The organism is Nesterenkonia halophila (genome assembly GCF_009467795.1).
Lineage (GTDB): Bacteria > Actinomycetota > Actinomycetes > Actinomycetales > Micrococcaceae > Nesterenkonia > Nesterenkonia halobia.
This window is the reverse complement of the sequence record NZ_WIAX01000015.1, coordinates 17783-38123: the sequence shown is the minus strand read 5'-3', so window position 1 is coordinate 38123 and position 20341 is coordinate 17783. Positions and strand designations below refer to the sequence as shown.

22 protein-coding genes are annotated in these 20341 nt (G+C 72.1%); 10 read left to right on the top strand and 12 right to left on the bottom strand.

Annotation, left to right across the window (positions count from 1 at the left end):
• Nucleotides 1-324: 324 nt before the first annotated feature.
• The 4 genes from GCL72_RS08290 (at nt 325) to GCL72_RS08275 (ending at nt 3211) form a co-directional block, all read left to right on the top strand.
• A complete protein-coding gene (locus GCL72_RS08290) occupies nt 325-792 on the top strand; it encodes an OsmC family protein (protein ID WP_170289597.1) in 468 nt (155 codons plus the stop codon).
• Nucleotides 793-805: 13 nt separating this feature from the next.
• Entirely contained in the window at nt 806-1636 is an 831-nt protein-coding gene (locus GCL72_RS08285; protein WP_246161093.1) for a methionine ABC transporter ATP-binding protein, read from the top strand.
• On the top strand, nt 1636-2322 hold the full coding sequence (locus GCL72_RS08280) for a methionine ABC transporter permease (protein ID WP_153144249.1): 687 nt from the start codon (nt 1636-1638) through the stop codon (nt 2320-2322). Before GCL72_RS08285 ends, GCL72_RS08280 begins: the two co-directional genes overlap by 1 nt.
• 61 nt (nt 2323-2383) lie before the next feature.
• Nucleotides 2384-3211 carry a MetQ/NlpA family ABC transporter substrate-binding protein gene (locus GCL72_RS08275; protein WP_153144244.1) on the top strand — a complete coding sequence of 276 codons (828 nt, stop codon included), beginning with the start codon at nt 2384-2386 and terminating at the stop codon, nt 3209-3211.
• 601 nt (nt 3212-3812) lie between these two features.
• Here the strand turns inward: GCL72_RS08275 and hxlA are convergent.
• Together hxlA and hxlB are read right to left on the bottom strand one after the other, a co-directional pair.
• On the bottom strand, nt 3813-4436 hold the full coding sequence (gene hxlA / locus GCL72_RS08270; protein ID WP_153144248.1) for a 3-hexulose-6-phosphate synthase: 624 nt from the start codon (nt 4434-4436) through the stop codon (nt 3813-3815).
• 73 nt (nt 4437-4509) lie between these two features.
• Nucleotides 4510-5139, bottom strand: coding sequence for a 6-phospho-3-hexuloisomerase (gene hxlB / locus GCL72_RS08265; protein ID WP_153144243.1), 630 nt, complete (start codon nt 5137-5139; stop codon nt 4510-4512).
• A 91-nt stretch (nt 5140-5230) separates the two neighbouring features.
• Here hxlB and GCL72_RS08260 point away from each other — a divergent pair, with 91 nt between their 5' ends.
• Nucleotides 5231-6058 carry a helix-turn-helix transcriptional regulator gene (locus GCL72_RS08260; protein ID WP_153144242.1) on the top strand — a complete coding sequence of 276 codons (828 nt, stop codon included), beginning with the start codon at nt 5231-5233 and terminating at the stop codon, nt 6056-6058.
• An 18-nt stretch (nt 6059-6076) separates the two neighbouring features.
• Here GCL72_RS08260 and GCL72_RS08255 read toward each other — a convergent pair whose 3' ends face one another.
• The gene (locus tag GCL72_RS08255; RefSeq protein ID WP_170289596.1) at nt 6077-6502 is read right to left on the bottom strand and encodes an acyl-CoA thioesterase; all 426 of its coding nucleotides are present in this window, start codon (nt 6500-6502) and stop codon (nt 6077-6079) included.
• A 203-nt stretch (nt 6503-6705) separates the two neighbouring features.
• Here GCL72_RS08255 and GCL72_RS08250 point away from each other — a divergent pair, with 203 nt between their 5' ends.
• The 3 genes from GCL72_RS08250 to GCL72_RS08240 are packed head-to-tail and all read left to right on the top strand — an operon-like array spanning nt 6706 to nt 9021.
• The gene (locus tag GCL72_RS08250; RefSeq protein ID WP_153144240.1) at nt 6706-7572 is read left to right on the top strand and encodes an amino acid ABC transporter substrate-binding protein; all 867 of its coding nucleotides are present in this window, start codon (nt 6706-6708) and stop codon (nt 7570-7572) included.
• The gene (locus GCL72_RS08245) at nt 7572-8240 is read left to right on the top strand and encodes an amino acid ABC transporter permease (RefSeq protein WP_153144239.1); all 669 of its coding nucleotides are present in this window, start codon (nt 7572-7574) and stop codon (nt 8238-8240) included. The genes GCL72_RS08250 and GCL72_RS08245 overlap by 1 nt, the downstream gene beginning before the upstream one ends.
• Nucleotides 8224-9021 (top strand): amino acid ABC transporter ATP-binding protein, encoded by a 798-nt coding sequence (locus GCL72_RS08240; RefSeq protein ID WP_281347427.1) that lies wholly within the window; start codon nt 8224-8226, stop codon nt 9019-9021. Before GCL72_RS08245 ends, GCL72_RS08240 begins: the two co-directional genes overlap by 17 nt.
• Before the next feature lie 6 nt (nt 9022-9027).
• Here GCL72_RS08240 and GCL72_RS08235 read toward each other — a convergent pair whose 3' ends face one another.
• From GCL72_RS08235 to GCL72_RS08210, 6 genes are all read right to left on the bottom strand, one after another.
• Nucleotides 9028-9330 carry a putative quinol monooxygenase gene (locus GCL72_RS08235; RefSeq protein WP_153144238.1) on the bottom strand — a complete coding sequence of 101 codons (303 nt, stop codon included), beginning with the start codon at nt 9328-9330 and terminating at the stop codon, nt 9028-9030.
• A gap of 9 nt (nt 9331-9339) precedes the next feature.
• Nucleotides 9340-10512, bottom strand: a complete 1173-nt coding sequence (locus GCL72_RS08230; RefSeq protein WP_153144237.1) for a thiolase family protein — start codon at nt 10510-10512, stop codon at nt 9340-9342.
• Nucleotides 10509-11684 carry an AMP-binding protein gene (locus GCL72_RS08225; RefSeq protein ID WP_153144236.1) on the bottom strand — a complete coding sequence of 392 codons (1176 nt, stop codon included), beginning with the start codon at nt 11682-11684 and terminating at the stop codon, nt 10509-10511. Before GCL72_RS08225 ends, GCL72_RS08230 begins: the two co-directional genes overlap by 4 nt.
• The gene (locus tag GCL72_RS08220) at nt 11681-12328 is read right to left on the bottom strand and encodes a biotin transporter BioY (protein WP_153144235.1); all 648 of its coding nucleotides are present in this window, start codon (nt 12326-12328) and stop codon (nt 11681-11683) included. The genes GCL72_RS08225 and GCL72_RS08220 overlap by 4 nt, the downstream gene beginning before the upstream one ends.
• 113 nt (nt 12329-12441) lie before the next feature.
• A complete protein-coding gene (locus tag GCL72_RS08215; protein ID WP_153144234.1) occupies nt 12442-14076 on the bottom strand; it encodes an alkaline phosphatase D family protein in 1635 nt (544 codons plus the stop codon).
• Between the two features lie 100 nt (nt 14077-14176).
• Nucleotides 14177-15151, bottom strand: coding sequence for an MsnO8 family LLM class oxidoreductase (locus tag GCL72_RS08210; RefSeq protein ID WP_153144233.1), 975 nt, complete (start codon nt 15149-15151; stop codon nt 14177-14179).
• 517 nt (nt 15152-15668) lie between these two features.
• Here GCL72_RS08210 and GCL72_RS08205 point away from each other — a divergent pair.
• Together GCL72_RS08205 and GCL72_RS08200 are read left to right on the top strand one after the other, a co-directional pair.
• Entirely contained in the window at nt 15669-16082 is a 414-nt protein-coding gene (locus GCL72_RS08205; protein ID WP_153144232.1) for a hypothetical protein, read from the top strand.
• Nucleotides 16079-16270, top strand: a complete 192-nt coding sequence (locus tag GCL72_RS08200) for a hypothetical protein (RefSeq protein WP_153144231.1) — start codon at nt 16079-16081, stop codon at nt 16268-16270. Before GCL72_RS08205 ends, GCL72_RS08200 begins: the two co-directional genes overlap by 4 nt.
• Before the next feature lie 628 nt (nt 16271-16898).
• Here the strand turns inward: GCL72_RS08200 and purL are convergent.
• Genes purL through purS form a run of 3 tightly spaced genes read right to left on the bottom strand, consistent with a single transcriptional unit; the run spans nt 16899 to nt 20316 of the window.
• The gene (gene purL, locus GCL72_RS08195) at nt 16899-19223 is read right to left on the bottom strand and encodes a phosphoribosylformylglycinamidine synthase subunit PurL (protein ID WP_153144230.1); all 2325 of its coding nucleotides are present in this window, start codon (nt 19221-19223) and stop codon (nt 16899-16901) included.
• Nucleotides 19220-20032, bottom strand: coding sequence for a phosphoribosylformylglycinamidine synthase subunit PurQ (purQ, locus tag GCL72_RS08190; protein WP_153144229.1), 813 nt, complete (start codon nt 20030-20032; stop codon nt 19220-19222). Before purQ ends, purL begins: the two co-directional genes overlap by 4 nt.
• Before the next feature lie 2 nt (nt 20033-20034).
• The gene (purS, locus tag GCL72_RS08185) at nt 20035-20316 is read right to left on the bottom strand and encodes a phosphoribosylformylglycinamidine synthase subunit PurS (RefSeq protein ID WP_153144228.1); all 282 of its coding nucleotides are present in this window, start codon (nt 20314-20316) and stop codon (nt 20035-20037) included.
• Nucleotides 20317-20341: the final 25 nt, after the last annotated feature.

Here is a 20341-nt window from a genome sequence, read left to right as displayed (position 1 = left end):
GTCGCGGGTGGTCAGGCGGTAGTCGCCGGGGCCGTGGACGACGACGGCGCGCATCGTCTCCGGCAGGGCGGAGCCCGTCTCGGAGGCCTGGGTGTCGGAGGCTGGAGAGGCGGTCATGAGAAGCTCCTCGGATCAGGTGCGGTGAGCGGGGATCTGCCTGTGATGTGAGGTGCATCACGTGAAGCGGGTCACGTCCTATAGTAGACCCCCTGGAACACGTGTCAAGCACATATGTTCACAGCTCGCGTCGGCGTGTCCGTCCTCGTCCGCGGCGGTGACATATGGAGGTGCCGCGGTCTTCCGTCATCGGGCTACTATGGAGTCATGAGCACCGCGCAGAAGTCAGAGCCCGGGCCGCGGACCTCGGCCCTGTACATCGCCCGAGCGGAGAACCAGGGCGGCACCGACGGCACGGTGCAGGTGGAGAACGGTCCGGTGCTGCGCACCGCCTCGCCGGCGGATCCCCACCGCGGGCCGGACTCGGGGTTCGACCCCGAGCAGTTCGTGGCCATGGCCTGGAGCACCTGCCTGAACGCCACGCTGGAGAAGGTGCTCGACGAGCACGGCCTGGAGAACGACTCGCGGGTGCGCGTCGAAGTCGAGCTGCACCGCGAGGCGGAGGCGCCCGGGTATCGCTTCGAGCCCACCGCCGTCGTCGCCATCGAGGGGCTCGACGAGGACCGCGCGCGCGAACTGGCCGACGAGGCCCACGCGCGCTGCCCGGTCTCCAAGCTGCTCTCCGGCCCGGACGTGAGCACGATGCGGGTGGAGGAATTCTCCGCCGGAGCCTGATGTTCGCCTCCAGGTGAGCGAACCACCCATGATCGAGCTCGCCGGAGTCTCCAAGACCTACCGGCGGGGCGGAGACGAGGCGCCGGCGCTGCATGACGTCAGCCTGACCGTCGCGCGCGGCGAGATGCTCGGCGTCGTCGGCGAGTCCGGGTCCGGCAAATCCACGCTGCTGCGGCTGATCAATCATCTCGAGGCGCCGACCGCCGGGACGGTGCACGTCGACGGCGAGGACCTCGCGAGGCTCGCGCCGCGGGCCCGACGGCGTCGACGGCGCCGGATCGGCATGGTCTTCCAGCAGTTCAACCTGCTGGCCAACAAGACCGCCGCCGCCAATGTGGCCCTGCCGCTGGCGCTGCAGCGCCGCCGCGACGCCGAGCATGTCCGGCGGATGCTGGAGTTCGTCGGCATGGCCGACCATGCGGCGTCGTACCCCGCCCAGCTCTCCGGCGGCCAGCAGCAGCGAGTGGCCATCGCCCGCGCGCTGTCCACCGATCCGCACCTGTTGCTCTGCGACGAACCGACCTCCGCCCTGGACGACCACCACGCGTCCGAGGTTATGGAGACCCTGGCGGCCGTCCGCCGGGAGCTGGACACCACGATCGTGCTGGTCAGCCACGAGCTCGACGTCGTCCGGGGCTCCTGCGACCGCGCGGCGATCCTGGAGGAGGGGCGTCTGACGGGCGTGGCCGACGTCGTCGCCCCTCCGCCGGCGCAGACCTTCAGCTCCTACGCCGCCCGCGTCCGTCATGTCCTGGAGGGCGGCTCGGATCGACGGGAGTCGGAGCTCCGGGAGCCCCGCGAGGCTAGAGAAGCCGCTGCGGCCCGTGAGGAGGGCGCGGCGTGATGGAGCTCCTCGACGCCGTGGGCGAGAGTCTGGCCTCCCGCCGCGGCGAGATCATCCAGGCCGTCGTCGAGACGATCGCGATGATCGGCAATGCGCTGCTGGCCGCCGTGCTGGTCGGGCTTCCCGGCGGGACGCTGCTGTACCTGACGCGGCCGGCCGGCCCGCATCCGCGGCGCACGCTGCACGCGGCGCTCGACGCGGCGGTCAACGTCGTCCGTTCCGTGCCGTTCCTGCTCTTCGTCGTCGCGCTGATCCCCTTCACCCGGTGGCTGCTGGGGACCTCCTTCGGCACGCTGGCGGCCTCGGTGCCGCTGGCCTTCGTCGCCGCCGCCCTCTACGCGCGCTTCAGCGAGCAGACGCTGCTGGAGATCCCGCCGCAGACCGTCGAGCTCAGCCGCGCGCTGGGGGCGAGCACCTGGCAGCTGATCACCCGGTTCCTCTACCCCGAGGCCCGCTCGGGCCTGGTGCTGAGCCTGACCACGGTGACCATCAGCCTGATCTCGTACTCGACGATCATGGGCGTGGTCGGCGGCGGAGGCGTCGGCGACTTCGCCATCCGCTACGGCTACCAGGCCTACGAGCCCGAGCTGATGTACAGCACCATCCTGATCATGGTCGTCATCGTCATGCTGATCCAGGCGGCCGGCACCCAGCTCGCTCGGCGCCTGGACCGGCGCGGGCGCTGAGCGCCCGCGCCGCACCCGACGACTCGATCACTGCACCCCACGACGAGGAGAATCCCCGCCCATGTCATCCCGCCTGTCCGCCCCGCTGATCGCCGCCGCGACCTCGGCCGTCCTGCTGCTGACCTCCTGCGGCGCCGGCTCGACCGACTCCGCCGCCGAGGGCGACCAGGTCATCCGCGTCGCCTCGCACATGCCGCCGATGACCGACGTCGTCGAACTCGCCTCCGAAGCCGCCGCCGAGGACGGCTGGGACGTCGAGCTCGTCCGCGTCAACGACAACGTCCAGTACAACCGGCTGCTGGTCGACGGCGAGGTCGACGCCAGCTTCGCCCAGCACGAGCCCTACATGGAGAGGTTCAACGAGGAGAACGACGCCGACCTGACGGCGATCGCCCCGATCTACGACGCCAAGGTCGGCTTCTACTCCCGGGACTACGACGACGTCGCCGACATCCCCGACGGCGCGAAGGTCGCCCTGCCCAACGACATCTCCAACGAGGGCCGGGCCCTGGCCATCCTCGACGAGCAGGGGCTGATCACCCTGCGCGAGGGTGTGGGCTTCGAGGGCCGCCTCTCCGACGTCGAACAGAACCCGCATGACTTCGAGTGGGTGCAGGTCGACCTGCTGAACCTGGCCTCCGCCTACGAGGAGGACGACGTCGCCCTGGTCTACAACTATCCGACCTACATCTCCAAAGTCGGTCTGACTCCGGAGGACGCCCTCTTCCTGGAGGAGACCGTCGATCAGCGATTCTCCATCTCGCTGGTCGCCCGTGCCGAGGACGAGGAGTCGGAGAAGATCCAGGCGCTGCACGAGGCGATGACCGGCGAGGAGGTCCGCGACTTCCTCGCCGAGGAGCACTCGGCCACGCTGCTGCCGGCGTTCTGAGCGGCGCAGAGCCGGCACGGTGGCCGTGCACCGACTCCGGAGGTCGCCGCGGCCTGTGTCCAGGCTGGGTGATCTCGCGTGCCCGCCGTCGGCCCGTGGACACGGCGACGCCCGCCCGCCGACGTGACGTCGACGAGCGGGCGTCGATGCGGGCCCGAGGGTGAGGTTGGGTCCCCTCAGGCTCGGCGCTGGTCGTGATCCTGGATCAGAGGACGCCGCCCAGCAGGCCGAGCACAGTGCTCAGCAGGCCGCCGGCGATGCCCAGGACGGGGGAGAGAAGTCCGCTCATGATGATTTCACCTTTCTCGAGATTCTTTCTGACGTCAGTGTCGACGGGGAGCCGGCGGCTGTGCCGCCGTCCGCGCCGACGGATCCATCGTGGCGGGCAAAGGTGAACGGAACCTGAACGTGAGGAGAGTCTCGCGGAACTGTCCTCCCCGGTCAGCGCAACATCCATGCGTCATTGCTCGCGACGACGGGGCTCTGGGCGACATGGTCGACGAGCCGGCGCCCAGCGGGCTCCGGGCGTGTCGGAAGGTCGCGTCCGGTCGCCGCCCGGCCCAGCGACGAGGCGTCCTCGCTGGGCCGGAACATCACCGGCTCAGGCGACGGCCGCGCGCAGCTCCTCGGCCGCCGAGCCGATGTCCTCGGCCGAGTACAGGGCGCCGCCGGCGACGGCGATCTGCGCTCCGGCGGCCTTCACGTCGCCGGCAGTGCTCGAGCTGACGCCTCCGGCGACGGAGAACGGCACGCCGGCGGATCGTCCGGCGGCGAGCAGGCCGTCCAGCGAGTAGCCCTCCTGGGCCTGCTCGTCCAGGCCGGCGTGCATCTCCACGAACTCGGCGCCGAGCTCGACGGCCTGCTGGGCGCGGAGGGCCTTGTCCTCCACACCGATGAGGTCGACCACCACGCCCTTGCCGTGGCGGGTCGCGGTCTCGACCGCGCCGGCGATGGTGCTGTCGTCGGCGGTGCCGAGCACGGTGACCAGGTCCGCGCCGGCGTCGAAGGCGATCTCGGCCTCCAGCCCGCCGGCGTCCATCGTCTTCAGGTCGGCCAGGATGATCTTGTCCGGGTGCGCGGCCTTCACCGCCGTGACGGCGGCGAGTCCCTCGCTCTTGATGAGCGGGGTGCCGAGCTCGAGGATGTCGACGTGCGGGGCCGCCGCGGCGGCCCACTCCAGGGCCTGGGCGGTGGTCAGGGTGTCCATGGCGAACTGGATCTTCATCGGGGTCTGCATCAGAGGTCTCCTTCAGCGGGGTCGGGGAGGGCGGGATCGGGCCGGCGAGCGTGCCGGCGGGTCATTCGAGGTTCGCGTGGTACGGCCAGAGGTCGTCGCCGGTGAGGCCGCTGCGACGCCACAGCGCGTGGAAGATCGCATCGCCGAGCAGCGCCACGCTCTGTTCGAAGAGGCCTCCGGCGTACTGCGCGGAGACGGCGCCGCTGCGGTCGAGCTTCTGCGCGGCGGGCACGACCACGGCGGCGTCGGCGAGCTCGGTCAGCGGAGAGCCGGGCGTGGCGGTGACGGCGGCGACGCGCGCACCGGCCGAGCGGGCCTTCTCCGCCGACCGCAGCACGCCGCCGGTGGTGCCGGAGCCGCTGGCGGTCAGCAGCACGTCGCCGGGGCGGATCGCCGGGGCGGTCGTCTCGCCGACGACGTGGACGGTCCGGCCCAGGTGCATCAGACGCATCGCGGTCATCCGCAGGGCGAAGCCCGAGCGTCCGGCGGCCAGCACGAAGACCCGGTCGGCGTCGTCGACGACGCGGGCGAGGTGCTCCAGCGCCTCGGGGGCGAGGGCCAGGGCCTCGACGGTGCTGGTCAGCTCGGCGGTGATCGTCCGGAGGGCGCCGGCGACGGCGGTGTCGTCGGCGTCCGCCGGAGCGGAGGCGGGGCTCATGGCAGCGGGGGCGACAGTGGTGTCGGTGTCCATGGAGACGATCCTGCCGGTGTGAGCGCCGTCGCACAGTCCCTCGAACGTCCAGGCGACCTGCCCGTTCGGGCAGGTCGGATAGTCTGGAGGCATGTCGGAGAACTCACCGGAGGCGCCCGAGTCGGCCGACCGGCTCCGGGCGTCCCGTCACACCCGGGCCCTCTCGGAGCTGGCGGATCGCCACGCGGTGACGCTGGAGTCGCTGCTGGCCGCCCTGCGCTCGCCCCGTCTCGGAGACCGCGAGGCGCGGGAGGCCGCGATCACCGTCGCGGCCTCCGCTCTGGTGGAGATGCGCTCGGCGGAGAAGCAGGGGGCGGATCTGCTGGAGCCGGTCACCGGCGCCTTCGCCCAGCTGAAGTCCGAGCTCCGTCCGATGATGCGCTACGGCCGCGTCGCCGTGGAGTTCGTCGAGCCGCCGTCCAACGGGCGCGCGCTGCCCGGAGATGTGGCCCATGCGGCGCGGGCCGTGGTCCGCAGCGCCGTGCTGACCCTGGTGGACTCCGCGAACGCGCGGCGGGTCAGGGTCCACTGGGACTGCGACGGACGCCATCTGCTGATGCACCTGCGCGACGACGGCGACGGCGAGCTCGACGCCCATGACGACGCGCTGCGTCCGATCGCGGATCACGTGAGCGTCTTCGAGGGCCGGCTGGAGGTCGAATCGACCCTCGGCTGGGGCACGGAGATCAGCATCGCCGTCCCGCTGGATCCGGTGCCGGCGCCGCTGGCCGTCGACGACCTCGGCGACCTCAGCCGGCGCGAGGCCGAAGTTTTGCAGCATCTCGGCCGCGGCGCGCGGAACGCGGAGATCGCCGAGGAACTGGGGATCAGCGGGCACACGGTGAAGTTCCACACCTCGAACCTGCTGCGCAAGACGGGAGCCCGCAGCCGCGCCGAGCTGATCGCGCTGCTGCGCTGACCGGTCGGCCGCGGGCCGTCAGTCGCGCAGCGCCTGGAGCGCGGTCCGCATCGCCTGAGGCAGTCGGCACGGCCGGCCGGTCTCCCGGTCGACGGTGACGATGGTCGTCGACGCGGTCACGCGCGGGGCGTCCTCGCCGTCGGCGCAGACCGCATAGCCGATCGTGCAGCTGGCCGCCGAGACTGTCGGGACGGTCAGCTCGACGGTGATCGGGGAGTGCTCGTAGTCCAGCTGCCGGCGGTAGGTCACCTGCAGGTCGGCGACCACCGACCACACCGGCGAGTCCGCCGCGAGCCGCGGGAAGGCGCCGTCGCCGGAGTCCGGAGCCCAGAGACCGCGGGTGCGGGCCTCCTCCAGCAGGCGCACGACGGCGGCATTGTTGACGTGGCCGAAGGCGTCCAGATCGCCCCAGCGCAGGTCCAGTCGCACCGGGATGCCGGTCATCGCAGTCTCCTGTCTCATGCGGTGTGCACGCGACGGGCGCCGCCGCGGACGTTGTGCCGCAGTCCGTCTGATCAGGGGCGACGGCGTGCCGTCGGCGGAGTCCGTCACAGAGGGACATCTGCGGAATGTCGGGGACATGCCCGGCTGTTAGCGTACAAGGTCCTTCAGCGCCCGCCTGAACACATCTGACGAGGAAGTCCATCATGATCCGTCGTTCCATCGCCGTCACCGCAGCCGCCGTCGCCGTGCTCGCCACCGCCGCCTGCGGCGAGCCGCAGACCCGCGGAGACGCGGGAGATTCCGAGTCCTCCGCCGAGCCGGTGACCCTCGAAGAGGTCCAGGAGGCCGGCACGCTGGTCGTCGGCACCGAGGGCACCTACCCGCCGTTCACCTACCATGAGGGCGGCTCCGGCGAGCTGACCGGCTACGACGTCGACGTCGCCGAGGCCGTCGGCGAGGAGCTCGGCGTCGACGTGCAGTTCGAGGAGACGCAGTGGGACGCGCTGCTCTCCGGACTGACGGCCGGCCGCTTCGACATGCTGGCCAACCAGGTCACCGTCACCGAGGAGCGCCGGGAGGACTACACCTTCTCCGAGCCCTACACCTACTCCAACGGGGTGATCGTCACCCGCTCCGACGACGACTCGATCACCGCCTTCGAGGACCTCGAGGGCACGACGACGGCGCAGTCGCTGACCAGCAACTGGTACGGCATGGCGGAGGAGGCCGGCGCCGAGATCGAGCCGGTCGAGGGCTGGGCGCAGTCGGTCGACCTGCTCGAGCAGGGCCGGGTGGACGCGACGATCAACGATCGGCTCTCCTACCTGAACTATCAGGAGGAGGAGAACAACACGAACATCGCGATCGCCGTGCAGACCGAGGAGCAGTCGCGGGCGGCGATGGCCTTCCCGAAGGGCTCGGGCTCGCTGGCCGACGCCGTCGACGAGGCCCTGGCCGCCCTGGCCGAGGACGGCACGCTGACCGAGCTCAGCGAGAAGTACTTCGACGGCGACTACACGACCTCGGAGGCCGCGACGGCGGCGGGCGCTGAGGAAGGCTCCGGCGACTGATGGGCGAGACCTGGCAGCTCGTCCTGGACTCGTTCTGGCCGCTGCTGCAGGGCGCGCTGGTCGGGACCATCCCGCTGACGCTGATCAGCTTCGCCCTCGGGCTGGTCATCGCGCTCGTGGTGGCGATCATGCGGCTCTCCGGCCGCCGGGTGCTCGTCGGGCTCGGCCGTGCCTACGTCTCGGCGATCCGCGGGACTCCGCTGCTGGTCCAGCTCTTCGTGATCTTCTACGGACTGCCGCAGGTCGGGCTCACCTGGGCCGCCTGGCCCAGCGCCGTCGTGGCCTTCTCGTTGAACGTGGGCGGCTATGCCGCCGAGATCCTCCGCGCGGCGATCCTCTCAGTGCCCGCTGGCCAATGGGAGGCCGGTTACACCGTCGGGATGTCCCGGGCGCAGACGCTGCGGCGGATCATCCTGCCGCAGGCCGCCCGCGTCTCGGTGCCGCCGCTGTCGAACTCCTTCATCTCGCTGGTCAAGGACACCTCGTTGGCCGCGATGATCCTGGTCGACGAAGCCTTCAAAGTGGCCAGGGAGATCTCCTCGGCCACGAACGAATTCCTGATCACCTACATGGAGGTCGCCGTGATCTACTGGCTGATCTGCGTGATGCTGTCCGGGGTCCAGGACCGCATCGAAAGGAGGCTGGAGCGTCATGTCGTCCGCGCCTGACCACACCCCCGCGCCACCGTCCGGCGGCTCGCCCCTGCTGGAGGTCTCCGGGCTGCGCAAGTCCTTCGGCGGCACCGAGGTGCTGACCTCCATCGACCTGCGCGTGGACACCGGAACCGTGGTCGCGCTGATCGGCCCGTCCGGCTCCGGCAAGACCACCGTGCTGCGCTGCCTCAACGGGCTCGAGCAGCCCGACGCCGGCGTCATCAGCTTCGCCGACGGCCCGGCGGTGACCTTCTCCGCGACCACCACGCGGCGGCGGCGCGAGTCGCTGCGCACCCGCAGCGCCATGGTCTTCCAGGGCTACAACCTCTTCCCGCACCGCACTGTGCTGCAGAACGTCACCGAGGGCCCGATCCACGCGCTGGGCCGGACGAAGGCCGAGGCGGAGGAGCTGGCGGTGCGGCTGCTGGACCGGGTCGGACTGGCCGAGCGTCGGGACGCCTATCCGCACGAGCTCTCCGGCGGGCAGCAGCAGCGCGTGGGCATCGTCCGGGCGCTGGCGATGACGCCGTCGCTGCTGCTCTTCGACGAGCCGACGTCGGCGCTGGATCCGGAGCTGGTCGGCGACGTGCTGCGCGTGATCAAGGAGCTGGCCGAGGAGGGCTGGACCATGGTGCTGGTGACCCATGAGCTCTCCTTCGCCCGCGACGTCGCCGACGAAGTCGTCTTCATGGACGGCGGCGTCGTCGTCGAGCGCGGCCCGGCGTCCCAGGTGCTCGGCGAGCCGAGGCAGGAGCGCACCCAGCGCTTCGTCCACCGGCTCCTGAACCCGTTCTGAGGCGGGTCAGCCCCGCAGCGGCGAGCCGGCCACCTCGAAGCGGTGCCCGCCCATGTCCCCGGTGAGCATCGGCATCGCCTCGGCGATCGCCTCCTTCACGCTCTCCAGCTGCAGCGAGTCGTCGTGCGCCTCGCGCGAGGTCCACAGCTCGGCGACGAAGACCGTGTCAGGCTGCTCGTCGTCGACGCCGACTTCGTAGCTCAGACAGCCGGCCGCGGCCAGCTGCGGGTTGTGCCGGGACAGGATGGCGACGACGTCGTCGCGGTGCCCGGGCTGGACGTCGATGGTTCCCACGTTCGCGAAAGTCATGCCGCAACCCTAGGAGTCTGCGGAGGCGCCGCACAGCCCCTCGCGGCCGTCGACGGCCTCGACCAGCAGCGCCGCGCCCATGCCGCCGCCGATCGCACAGGCGATCAGGCCGCGGGCTCCGGCCGGTGCGGCCGCCAGCCGGTGGACCAGATGCGTCGCGGCCACGGCCGGGGAGGCGCCCCAGGGGTGTCCGAGTGCCAGGGCTCCGCCGTCGGCGTCGACCCGCGGGTCGCCGGCGCCGAGTCCGAGCGCGTCGAGGCAGGCCAGCGCCTGAGCGGCGTAGGCCTCGACGATCTCCACCGCGGCCAGGTCCTCGAGCCGCGTCCCGGTCGCGGCGAGCACCTGCGCCGCGGCGGGCGCCGCGGCGATCCCCGGCAGGGCGGGGTCGGCGCCGATCAGCGCCCGGCCGCGCACCCGCACGCCGGACAGTCCGAGAGCGCGGGCCCGTGCGGCGGGCATCAGCAGCAGCGCCGCGGCGCCGTCTGCGGGCCGGGCCGCCGTCGCCGGTGTGATGGTCGCGTCCGGCTCTTCCCGGACCGCGCGGAACCGGGACGTCAGCGCCGGGGTGAGCCGTCGCGGGCCGTCGTCGACGATTCCGCCGAAGGGCGCGAGCGGCGTGGAATCCTCCGTACGATCCCTGGCCGCATGCCGCCGGGCCAGGGCATGGCTGCGCCGGGCGAAGGCCTCCTGTCGGCGCCGTGGGATGCCGCGGCGGGCGGCGAGGTCGTCGGCCGCGGAGGTCATGTCCGGGTCGGGGAAGCCGGCGCCGCTGAAGGGTCGCTGGTGGACTCCGCCGCCGGCGCGCCTCTCCTCCGGGAGTCCGGAGACGCTCTCCGCCCCGCCGGCGGCGACGACGCCGCCGTCCTGCTCGACCGTCGCCGCGGCCTGCTGCAGCGCCACCAGCGAGGAGCCGCACTGCGCGTCGACGGTCCAGCCCGGACAGCCGACGCCGAATCCCGCGGCCAGCGCCGCGCGCCGGCCGAGATTGCCGCCGTCGCCGAGGCTGCTGCCCAGCATGACCTGCTCGGGCCGCGTCCCGGTCCGACGGGCGACCTCGGCCAGGGCGACGCCGGCGAGCTCATGGGCGGCCATCGACGCCAGCGCCCGCCCGCGGGCGGCGATCGGCGTGCGCGCGGCGGCGACGATCACCGCGCCGGTCTCCTCCTGCCCTGCGCCGCTCATCGGATCCCGCCTCGCGCGCCGGCCGGCTCCTCCTCGAGCCGCGGCAGGGCCAGCAGCTCTGCGGAGCCGAGCCGGCGGATCTTGCCCGAGCCGGTCCGCGGCAGCCGGGCGACGCGGTGCCAGCGCCGCGGCCGCTGCGCTGGTGCCAATCGGTCCCGTGCGGCGCGGCGCAGGGCTGCGGTGCTGGGTCCGTCCGGGGCGACTTCGACGCCGGCCAGCACCAGCTGCCCGGCCCGCGGCTCGGGCGCGCCGACCACGAGGGCGGCCGAGACGCCGTCGAGACGCTCCAGCTCGGCTTCGACGTCAGCCGGGGACACGGTCGCGCCGGCGGTGAGGATCGCCTCGTCGGCCCGGCCGTGCAGGGTGAGCACGCCGTCGTCGTCGAGCGAAGCGCGGTCGCCGACGGTGAGCCAGTCGCCGTCGCGGCGCATCGGTCCGCCGCCGAGCGTGGTCAGTGCGGCCTGCGGGGTGCGGACCCAGAGCTCGTGGTCGCGCAGGCGGACCTCCACGCCGTCCAGCGGCCGCAGCCCGTCGCCGTGGTCGAAGGCCACGAAGGACAGCTCGGCGGCCCCGGCGTAGCCGACCACCCGCAGGCCGCGGGCCCGGGCGCGGGCGGCGAGCTCGGGGTCCAGGGCCGCGCCGCCGACCAGCGCCGAGCGGATGCTGCACCGCGCGCCGCCCTCGAGCAGCTCGACCAGATCCTGCAGATGCCAGGGCGTGCCGTGGAGCAGCGTCGGTCCGTCGAGGTCGGCGGCCGTCAGTCGCGCCGAGCGCGGGACGCTGAAGCCGGCGGTGCGGGCGGCGGCGTGCGCGAGGCCGAAGAGCGTCATGGAGGAGACGGGGTGGACCGGCAGCAGGATCCGGTCGCCGGGACCGGCGTCGAGGGCGGCGTCGACGGCGTCGAAGGCGACCTCCCAGGACGCCGCGCTGCGCAGCACCACCCGCGGACGGCCGCTGCTGCCGGAGGTGAAGGTCGCCCAGGCGGCCTCGGCGGGCAGCGTGCTCGCCTCCACGGCGGCGACGATCTCGGCCCAGTGCTCGTCGCTCCACCGCTCGTCGCCGACCAGCGGGACCTCGCCGGCCGCGTGGGCCTGAAGCGCCTGAAGCAGCACCTGCCGGTGGTCGGCGCCGCGCAGCGGGCGCAGCCGCGGTGCGCCGCCGCCGGGGGTCATCGCCGGACCTCCGGGCGACGGAAGGCCGCCGGGTAGGCCCGATGCAGGCCGACGGTGATCGCGGCGGCGAGGATCACCTTGACCAGGTCGCCGGGGAGGAAGGCCGTCGAGAGCAGCGCCGTCTCCCGCAGGCCCAGGCCGGTGACGGCCGACTGCACCGGAATGCCCAGGGCGTAGATCACGACGATGCCGCCCACGAAGGAGCCGATGAGCACCCGCGGCCAGGTCGGCCGGACCCGGCCGGTGCGGCGCGCGCCGGCGTGGACGATCCACCCGATCACCACGGCGCCCAGCACCCAGCCGAGGAGGTATCCGGCGGACGGCCCGGCGAAGGCGCCCAGGCCGCCGCGGCCGCCGGAGAGCAGCGGCAGTCCGGCGGCGACGAGCAGCTCGAGCAGCAGCACTGCCGCGGCCCCCTGTCGCGGGCCCAGCACGGCGCCGGCCAGCATGACGCCCAGCGTCTGGGCGGTGATCGGCACCGGGATGCCGGGGACCGGCACGGCCCCGGGGATGCCGAGGGCCGCGATGACGGCGGCGAAGACGGCCACCCGGGCCAGCGCCCGGGCGGCGTGGGCGTCGGCGGGGCGGCGGGACGCGGACGACGGCGCCGGCGGCGCGGTCGACGGGGCGAAGGGCTCGGACACGGATCCTCCTGGGCGCGGCAGCTTTTGAACGGTGTTCAAAACGGTACTGCCTGTGGAGGTATCCGGGCTGGAGGATGACGTCGGCTCGCCGCGCGCAGTTCAGCCGGCTCGGCTCACTCCGGCCGCAGCGTCGTGGAGTGCACCGTCTCGCCCAGCCCGTTGCGCAGCGAGACGGTGAGGATGTCGTCCGCGGCGAGGTCGACATGGCCGAAGTACTGGCTCGTCCCGTCGCGCGGGGACTGGTTCGCGTGCCGGCCGGCCCGGTGGAAGACCGCCTCGGGGCCGAAGGTCCTGTCCAGCTCGTTCGGGCCGAAGGAGCCGGCGTTGATCGGCCCGGCGACGAACTCCCAGAAGGGGGCGAAGTCGGTGAAGGCCGCCCGCTCGGGAGAGTAGTGGTGGGCGGCGCAGTAGTGGACGTCGGCGGTCAGAAAGACGACGTTGCGCACATCGGCGTCCTTCATCGCCTTCAGCAGCCGGGCGATCTCGAGCTCCCGGCCGAGCGGCGCGCCGTCGTCCGCGTTGGCGATCGCCTCCTGGGCGTCGCCGTCGGGGACGATGACGCCCAGCGGCAGGTCGTTGAGCACCACCTTCCAGGTCGCCCGGGAGCGGGTCATCTCACGGATCAGCCACTGCAGCTGCTCCTCGCCGAGGATCGAGGTCTGCTCGGTCTCGGTGCCGGCGCTGTTCGGAGACTTGAACGAGCGCATGTCCAGCGAGAACAGGTCCAGCTGCGGGCCGCGGGAGATCTTCCGGTGGATGCGCGCCGGCTCGAAGCCGTTCCCGCGGCCCATCGCCCGCGGATCGGCGATCGGCTGAAACTCCTGCCAGGCGCGACGCCCGCGGGCGGCCAGCGTGTCGACGTCGCGGACGGTGTAGCGCTCGTCGTCGAGCACCTCGCCGGGCCACCAGTTGTTGGTGGTCTCATGGTCGTCCCATTGGGCGATGACCGGGACCTCGGCATACATCGCGCGGATATTGGCATCCATGAGGTTGTAACGGTGCCGTCCGCGGTACTCCTCCAGCGTCTCGGCGACCTTGGCTACCTCCTCGGTGACCAGGTTGCGCCAGATCTGCCCGTCGGGCTCCTCGACCGTCTCGGCCAGCGGCCCGTCGGCGTAGATGGTGTCGCCGGAGTGGACGAAGAAGTCCGGGGCGGTCTCGTGCATCGCCCGGTAGGCGAACATCCCGCCGATCTCCTCGTTGATGCCCCACCCCTGTCCGGCGGTGTCGCCGGTCCAGACGAAGCTCTGTCCGCCGGCGAGGTCGACGTCGCGGCCCTTCCCGTGCCATCCGGGCCCGCCGGCGGCGGTGGAGAAGCTGCCCTCGCCGGCCTCGCCGAGCCGGCCCTGCTCGTCCTCGAACTGCATCGTGACGGCGAAGCGGGTGGCCGGCGGCAGGTTCTCCGCGTTCAGCCGGGCGGTGAAGTCGGTCTCGGGGCGGGCGACGCCGCCGCGCAGCGTGCGGGAGAAGGCGTTCTTGCCGCGCAGCGGGGCGCCGTCGGCGTCGACGGCGGTGAGCCGGGCGACCAGCCGGCCGGGTCCGGAGCTGCGCGACCACAGCACCGCCGAGCGGTCGGTGGGGTCGCCGAACTGCAGGCCCGACGGCAGCGTCAGCCGGTCGGTCACCAGCGGAGACGCCGAGGCCGAGGGCACCGTGGGCAGCGTCAGCGCGCCGGCGGCGGCAGCGCCCAGCGAGCCGGTCAGCAGCGTGCGGCGGGACAGCGGGGAGCGTGCGGTGAACTCAGCCATGGGCTCAGCTCACCGCATGGACGTGACCACATGGTGAACCGTGGGCCAACCACGGTCCACCACATCGCCGTGCGCAGACCGGCGCGGGCCGGCGGGCGCGTCAGTCGGTCATGAGCGAGGCCAGCGCCGCATCGGAGGCGGCCAGCTGCTCGCGGTCGTGGATGCTGGTCCAGGCCATGACCTCCTCCGCGCCGGAGGCCGCCAGCAGATCCGCCAGCTGCTCGCCGACCTCCTCCGCGGTGCCGACCACTGCCGCGTCGAGATGCCGGCGGATCGCCTCGTCCACACTGTCGGTGACGCCGGCGCGCAGCTGCTCCTCCACCGCCTCGAGCGGCTCGAGCGGACGGAACGCGCCGACCTCGCGAGTGCGGGCCAGCGCCCAGGCTTCGGGCAGCAGTAGGCGCCGAGCCTGCGCGGCGGAATCGGCGACGGCGACGTCGACGCTGAGGATCAGCCGCGGTTCCGGCTCGGCCGTCGTCGGGCGGAAGTCGCGGCGGTACGCCGCGAGGCGCTCGGGCCGGCGCAGCAGGTCGCCGCCGACGACGGCCGGCAGTCCCAGCTCGGCGGCCACGGCGAGCCCGTCGCCCATGGCCAGCTGGAAGATCGGCGGCGGGTCGGTGACCTGCGGGCGGGCGGTGATGGGCGCGTCGTCGTGCAGATGGTCGATCAGCTCGCGGACCAGCTCCGGGTACTCGCCGTCCGCGAGCCGGCGGCGGCCCAGCGCCCGGCGCACGCCGGCGGTGTAGCCCAGCGAGGCGCCCAGGCCCAGGTCCAGGCGGCCGGGATGCAGCGCCTCGAGCAGCCGGGCCTGCTCGGCGACGATCAGCGGCCGGTGGTTCGGCAGCATCACCCCGCCGGTGCCCAGCCGGATCCGCTCAGTGCAGGCGGCGAGGGCGGCCAGCAGGGTCAACGGCGAACCGCCGGCGACGCCGGGGACTCCGTGGTGCTCGGCCACCCAGAAGCGATGGAAGCCCAGCGCCTCGGCCTGCCGGGCGCGGCCGACGAGCCCGGTGAGCGCGGCGGCGTCGGGCTCTCCGGCCCGAGTGCGGGCGCGGTCCAGCAGCGAGATCCTCATCGCAGGCCAGTCTTCCACGGTCACCGGGTCCGCTCCGCAGTCGGCGGCCCTCCTCGAGTCACAACCCCGCCAGGTGGTGGTGACCCGACTGTGGCGCCGACTCGTCGACGATCTGACTGGCCAGCAGTTCAGCCTGTTCCACGAGCGTTGTCGAGCAGTCTCGCGGCCTGGACGACTGTCGTCGAGCGCTCTGCTGCCGATGGTGCCGGGCGGATTGTCTGCACGGCTTCATGTCAGGAGCCCAGAGGGGCACCCTGTTGTGACCATGACAGTAGATAAGGTTATGTATCTCATGTCATTGCTAGTGACCTGATGCAACCATCGAAGGAGGGGGTGGATCCATGGTGATCCATGTGAGGCCCAGGAAGCTGCATGCGGGACTCGGGGGAGTCCTGGCAGCGTCTCTGGTCGTCGGGCTTGGCGTAGGGCCGGCCCACGGCTCGACGGGTGATAACTCGGCAGTGGTGTCCTCGGGGGCATCGAAGACACCGAGACTGCTGGACCAGCGGCCGACGCGTTGACCGAGGAGAAGCTCGCGGCGGCCTTCGAAGCCATCGAGTCGATCCCGGAAGAAGCTCTGACCAGCCAGCAAGCGTTCGAAGAGTGGCAGTCCCGCCAGATCGTTCCGCGGGGACCCATCGGGTGCGGCATCGCCGTGACTGTTGCCATCGCCTCCAACGCTTTCGCAGTGGCGAAGATCGCCAAGATCCGTTCTGCGATCAAGGCCGCCGGCGGTGCTCAGAAGTTCGCCACCAAGGCGATCGATTCGTTCAGCTACGCAAAGAACACGCTGGGCAAGTCGAACAGCGAAGCCATCAGCTATGCATCGCGGAAGGCCGCCAGCGCTGGCGGTGAGGACGTGGTCAACGCCCTGGTCGACTTCCTGTCGCTCCGCGCCGTGGCCGAGGATTGCTTTGGAGTTGACCTGTGAGCGTGGAATCCGAGCGCGAAAGCCCCTCCAAGCTCTTTCTGTGGGCGCTGTTCCTCATGGTGGTCGCCCTGTTGCTGAATACCTTCTTCTCCGGCGGAGTGGCAGGCTACGGAGGTCTCGGGTGCGGCATCGGCGCCGTCGTGCTGGCAGCCGTCTACTGCGTGCGGTGGATTCGCCATCGCCGATGACACGTGAGCGGCTGCGACGAGCTTCCCTCCCAGCATAGGGCCGATCCGCCCTGATGCCGTGTGGAGCTCTGCACAGTAGGTCTCGCAGGCGAAGTTGGTGGCACTCGGCGAGACAGTCAGGCGCCGTCGGCCCCGTCGGAATGACGCCCCGGAACGACGAGGGGCGGCCCCGGCCGGACCATCCGGCGGGACCGCCCCCGTCGTTCCGAGCTGACGCGTCAGGTCTGGTTGTCCATCGCGGCGGCGTTGTCACCCGTCGTGTCGAGATGTGGCTGACTACCTCCGGCGATGCAGTGTAAGCAGCGACGCGCCGGCGTAGGCGGCCCCTGCCAGCAGGATGGACAGTCCGAACGGGAGGCTGCTGGGAATGATGAGGGGCCAAGATGGAGCTCATCTGAAGCAATCGCGACTCCGAGCAGCACGAAGGCGATGCCGGACAGGGCGCCCTGGGCGACTGACCAGGTCTGTCGCGTCCTCGTCTGACGGTCCAATGAGGCCCTTCCACCGTCGCCGCGCAGGGAGCAGCTCAATGGAGCGGGATCGGTCGTGCCGTGCTGCCGGGGCCTCCCCATCCGGGTGTCGGACGGGGAGGCCCCGGCCTCGGCGGGCTCGAGGAGCCCTCGCGGCCTCAGCCCTCGGCGTGCGCCGGGATCACCGCGGACCAGATCTCGCGGAGCTCGTCGAGCCCCAGGATGAAGGAACCGTCCTCGAAGTCCCCGGCCACCTCGAGTTCGCCGGACTCGGCGTCGACGACGCCCAGCCGCAGCGCCGGCAGCCCGCGGGCGGTGATCATGTCCTTGAAGCGGACCTCCTCGCTGCGCGGAAGCGCGACCAGCGCTCGGCCGGCCGACTCGCTGAACAGCGCGGTGGCCGGGTCGAGGCCGTCGCGCTCGCAGAGCGCATCCAGGTTCACCCGTGAGCCGACGCCGAAGCGCAGGCTCATCTCCACCAGCGCGGCCGCCAGACCGCCCTCGGAGAGGTCGTGGGCGGCGTCGATCATCCCGTCGCGGGAGGCGTTGATCAGCACGGCGCCCAGCGTCTTCTCCCGCTGCAGGTCCACCTGCGGCGGCAGCCCGCCCAGGTGCCCGTGGAGCCGCGCATACTCCGAGCCGTCCAGCTCCGCGGCGGTCTCGCCGAGCAGATAGATCGCCTGCCCGTCGGCCCACCGCTCGAAGCCCGACGGCGTGCGCCGGCCGACGTCGTCGAAGGCGCCGAGGACGCCGACCACCGGGGTCGGGTGGATGGCGTTCCCGCCGGTCTGGTTGTACAGCGAGACGTTGCCGCCGGTGACCGGGATGCCCAGCTCGCGGCAGCCGTCGGCGAGGCCGCGGACGGCCTCGGCGAACTGCCACATGATCGGCGGGTCCTCCGGCGAGCCGAAGTTCAGACAGTCGGAGACCGCCTTCGGGATCGCCCCGGAGGTCGCTACATTCCGGTAGGCCTGGGCCAGCGCCAGCTGCGCGCCGGTGTACGGGTCCAGATAGGCGTGCCGCGGCGTGGAGTCCACCGACAGGCCGACGCCGAGGCCGGTGGACTCGTCGACGCGGACCACTCCCGAGTCGTCGGGCTGCGACAGCGCGGTGTTGCCGCCGACGAAGCGGTCGTACTGGTCGGTGATCCAGGACGGGTCGGCCAGGTTCGGGCTGGTCACCAGCTCGGCGACGGCGGTGCCCAGCTCTGAAGCCGTCCGCGGCAGGTTCTTCCCGGCCTCGGTGGCGGCGAAGGAGTCGGCCTGGACCGCGTCCTGCCAGGCGGGACGCTCATAGGGCCGCTCGTAGACCGGACCGTCGTGGGCGACGGTGCGCGGGTCGACGTCGACGATGGTCTCGCCGCTCCAGTCGATCACCAGCCGACCGGTGTCGGTGACCTCGCCCAGCCAGGAGTACTCCACGCCCCACTTCGCCAGCGTGCGCTCGAAGGCCTCGACGTTCTCCGGGGTCACCACGGCCATCATCCGCTCCTGCGACTCCGACATCAGGATCTCGCCGGGGGTCAGCGTGGAGTCGCGCAGCAGCACGTCGGTGAGCTCCACATGCATGCCGCCCTCGCCGTTGGACGCCAGCTCGCTGGTCGCGCAGGAGATCCCGGCCGCGCCGAGGTCCTGGATGCCCTCGACGAGCTCGCCGCCGAAGAGCTCCAGGCAGCACTCGATGAGGACCTTCTCGCTGAACGGGTCGCCGACCTGCACGGAGGGGCGCTTCGAGGGCTTGGCGTCGTCGAAGGACTCGGAGGCCAGCACCGAGGCGCCGCCGATGCCGTCGCCGCCGGTGCGCGCGCCGAAGAGCACCACTTTGTTGCCCACGCCGGAGGCGTTGGCCAGGCGCAGGTCCTCGTGCCGCATCACGCCGACCGCCAGCGCGTTGACCAGCGGATTGGCCTGGTAACAGGCGTCGAACTCGACCTCGCCGCCGATGTTCGGCAGGCCCAGCGAGTTGCCGTAGCCGCCGACGCCGGCGACGACGCCGGGCAGTACGCGCCGGGTGTCGGGGTGGTCGATCTCGCCGAAGCGCAGCGCATCCATCACCGCCACCGGGCGGGCACCCATGGAGATGATGTCGCGGACGATGCCGCCGACGCCGGTGGCCGCGCCCTGGTAGGGCTCCACATAGCTGGGGTGGTTGTGCGACTCGATCTTGAAGGTCACCGCCCAGCCGTCGCCGAGGTCGGTGACGCCGGCGTTCTCGCCGATGCCGACCATCAGGTCCGTCTTCATCTCCTCGGTGACCTTCTCGCCGAACTGGCGCAGGTGGACCTTGGAGGACTTGTAGGAGCAGTGCTCGGACCACATCACCGAGTACATCGCCAGCTCGGCGGCGGTGGGGCGGCGGCCGAGGATCGCGATGATGCGCTCGTACTCGTCGGCCTTCAGCCCCAGCTCGTCCCAGGGCAGTTCGACGTCCGGGGTGGAGGAGGCGTGCTCGACGGTGTCGATGGAGAATTCCTGGTCGCTCATGCGGCGCCTCCTGCAGGGTCAGGTCCGGCGGTCGAGCCGGCGAGGGAAGAGATCACAGAGGTGAAGACGGGAAGCCCGTCGGTGCCGGCGCGCATGCCGGTGGCGTCGTCGGGCCCGAAGCCGGCCTCGACGGCGTGCTCGGGATGCGGCATCAGTCCCACGACGTTGCCGGCGGCGTTGGCCACGCCGGCGATGTCGTCCCGCGAGCCGTTGGGGTTGGTCCCGACGTAGCGGAAGGCCACCCGGCCCTCGGCCTCGAGCTGCTCGAGGGTGGCCGCATCGGCGACGTACTGGCCGTCCTGGTTCTTCAGCGGCACGGTGATCAGCTCGTCGTCGGTGAACTGCGCGGTCCAGGCGGTGGAGGTGTTCTCCACGCGCAGCACCTGATCGCCGCAGCGGAACTTCAGATGGTCGTTCTTGATCATCGAGCCGGGCAGCAGATGCGCCTCGGTGAGGATCTGGAAGCCGTTGCAGATGCCCAGCACCGGCAGCCCGGCGCCGGCGGAGGGGGCGGCGGACTCGGCGATGCGGCGCATCAGCGGCGCGAAGCGGGAGATCGCCCCGGCGCGCAGATAGTCGCCGTAGGAGAAGCCGCCGGGGACGATGACCGCGTCGACGTCGCCCAGCGCGTCGTCGGCGTGCCACAGCGGCACTGCGGTGCCGCCGGCGATCCGCACCGCACGGGCGGCGTCGCGGTCGTCCAGCGTGCCGGGGAAGGTGACGACGCCGATGCGCGCGCCGTCCAGGGCGGGTCCGTCGGAGGCGGAGTCCGTCTCGCCGATCAGGGGAGTCTCGGATGCCTGCGCCATGGTCAGCCCTCGTTCCCGGCGCCGGCCTCGGCCGGGTCGTCCTCCACCCGGACGTCGACGACGTCCTCGATCACCGGGTTGGACAGCATCTCGGCGGCGGCCTCGCGAGCCTGGGCCAGGACGGCGTCGGTGATCTCGCCGTCGACGCTCAGCTCGAAGCGCTTACCCTGCCGGACCGCGGAGAACCCGCGGAAGCCGAGGTGGGGCAGTGCTGAGGCGATGGCTTTGCCCTGCGGGTCGAGGATCTCAGGCTTGGGCATGACCTCGACGACGATGCGCGGCATACAGTCTCCTGTGCTCGTGTGCGGG

What these genes read in the sequence shown, in the direction of transcription:
- purS (WP_153144228.1), bottom strand. Translation starts at nt 20,316, where the DNA reads ATGCCGCGCATCGTCGTCGAGGTCATGCCCAAGCCTGAGATCCTCGAC.
- GCL72_RS08260 (WP_153144242.1), top strand. Translation starts at nt 5,231, where the DNA reads ATGTCGGAGAACTCACCGGAGGCGCCCGAGTCGGCCGACCGGCTCCGG.
- GCL72_RS08215 (WP_153144234.1), bottom strand. Translation starts at nt 14,076, where the DNA reads ATGGCTGAGTTCACCGCACGCTCCCCGCTGTCCCGCCGCACGCTGCTG.
- hxlB (WP_153144243.1), bottom strand. Translation starts at nt 5,139, where the DNA reads ATGGACACCGACACCACTGTCGCCCCCGCTGCCATGAGCCCCGCCTCC.
- GCL72_RS08210 (WP_153144233.1), bottom strand. Translation starts at nt 15,151, where the DNA reads ATGAGGATCTCGCTGCTGGACCGCGCCCGCACTCGGGCCGGAGAGCCC.
- GCL72_RS08275 (WP_153144244.1), top strand. Translation starts at nt 2,384, where the DNA reads ATGTCATCCCGCCTGTCCGCCCCGCTGATCGCCGCCGCGACCTCGGCC.
- GCL72_RS08225 (WP_153144236.1), bottom strand. Translation starts at nt 11,684, where the DNA reads ATGACCCCCGGCGGCGGCGCACCGCGGCTGCGCCCGCTGCGCGGCGCC.
- GCL72_RS08230 (WP_153144237.1), bottom strand. Translation starts at nt 10,512, where the DNA reads ATGAGCGGCGCAGGGCAGGAGGAGACCGGCGCGGTGATCGTCGCCGCC.
- purL (WP_153144230.1), bottom strand. Translation starts at nt 19,223, where the DNA reads ATGAGCGACCAGGAATTCTCCATCGACACCGTCGAGCACGCCTCCTCC.
- purQ (WP_153144229.1), bottom strand. Translation starts at nt 20,032, where the DNA reads ATGGCGCAGGCATCCGAGACTCCCCTGATCGGCGAGACGGACTCCGCC.
- hxlA (WP_153144248.1), bottom strand. Translation starts at nt 4,436, where the DNA reads ATGAAGATCCAGTTCGCCATGGACACCCTGACCACCGCCCAGGCCCTG.
- GCL72_RS08255 (WP_170289596.1), bottom strand. Translation starts at nt 6,502, where the DNA reads ATGACCGGCATCCCGGTGCGACTGGACCTGCGCTGGGGCGATCTGGAC.
- GCL72_RS08290 (WP_170289597.1), top strand. Translation starts at nt 325, where the DNA reads ATGAGCACCGCGCAGAAGTCAGAGCCCGGGCCGCGGACCTCGGCCCTG.
- GCL72_RS08250 (WP_153144240.1), top strand. Translation starts at nt 6,706, where the DNA reads ATGATCCGTCGTTCCATCGCCGTCACCGCAGCCGCCGTCGCCGTGCTC.
- GCL72_RS08245 (WP_153144239.1), top strand. Translation starts at nt 7,572, where the DNA reads ATGGGCGAGACCTGGCAGCTCGTCCTGGACTCGTTCTGGCCGCTGCTG.
- GCL72_RS08235 (WP_153144238.1), bottom strand. Translation starts at nt 9,330, where the DNA reads ATGACTTTCGCGAACGTGGGAACCATCGACGTCCAGCCCGGGCACCGC.
- GCL72_RS08280 (WP_153144249.1), top strand. Translation starts at nt 1,636, where the DNA reads ATGGAGCTCCTCGACGCCGTGGGCGAGAGTCTGGCCTCCCGCCGCGGC.
- GCL72_RS08240 (WP_281347427.1), top strand. Translation starts at nt 8,224, where the DNA reads ATGTCGTCCGCGCCTGACCACACCCCCGCGCCACCGTCCGGCGGCTCG.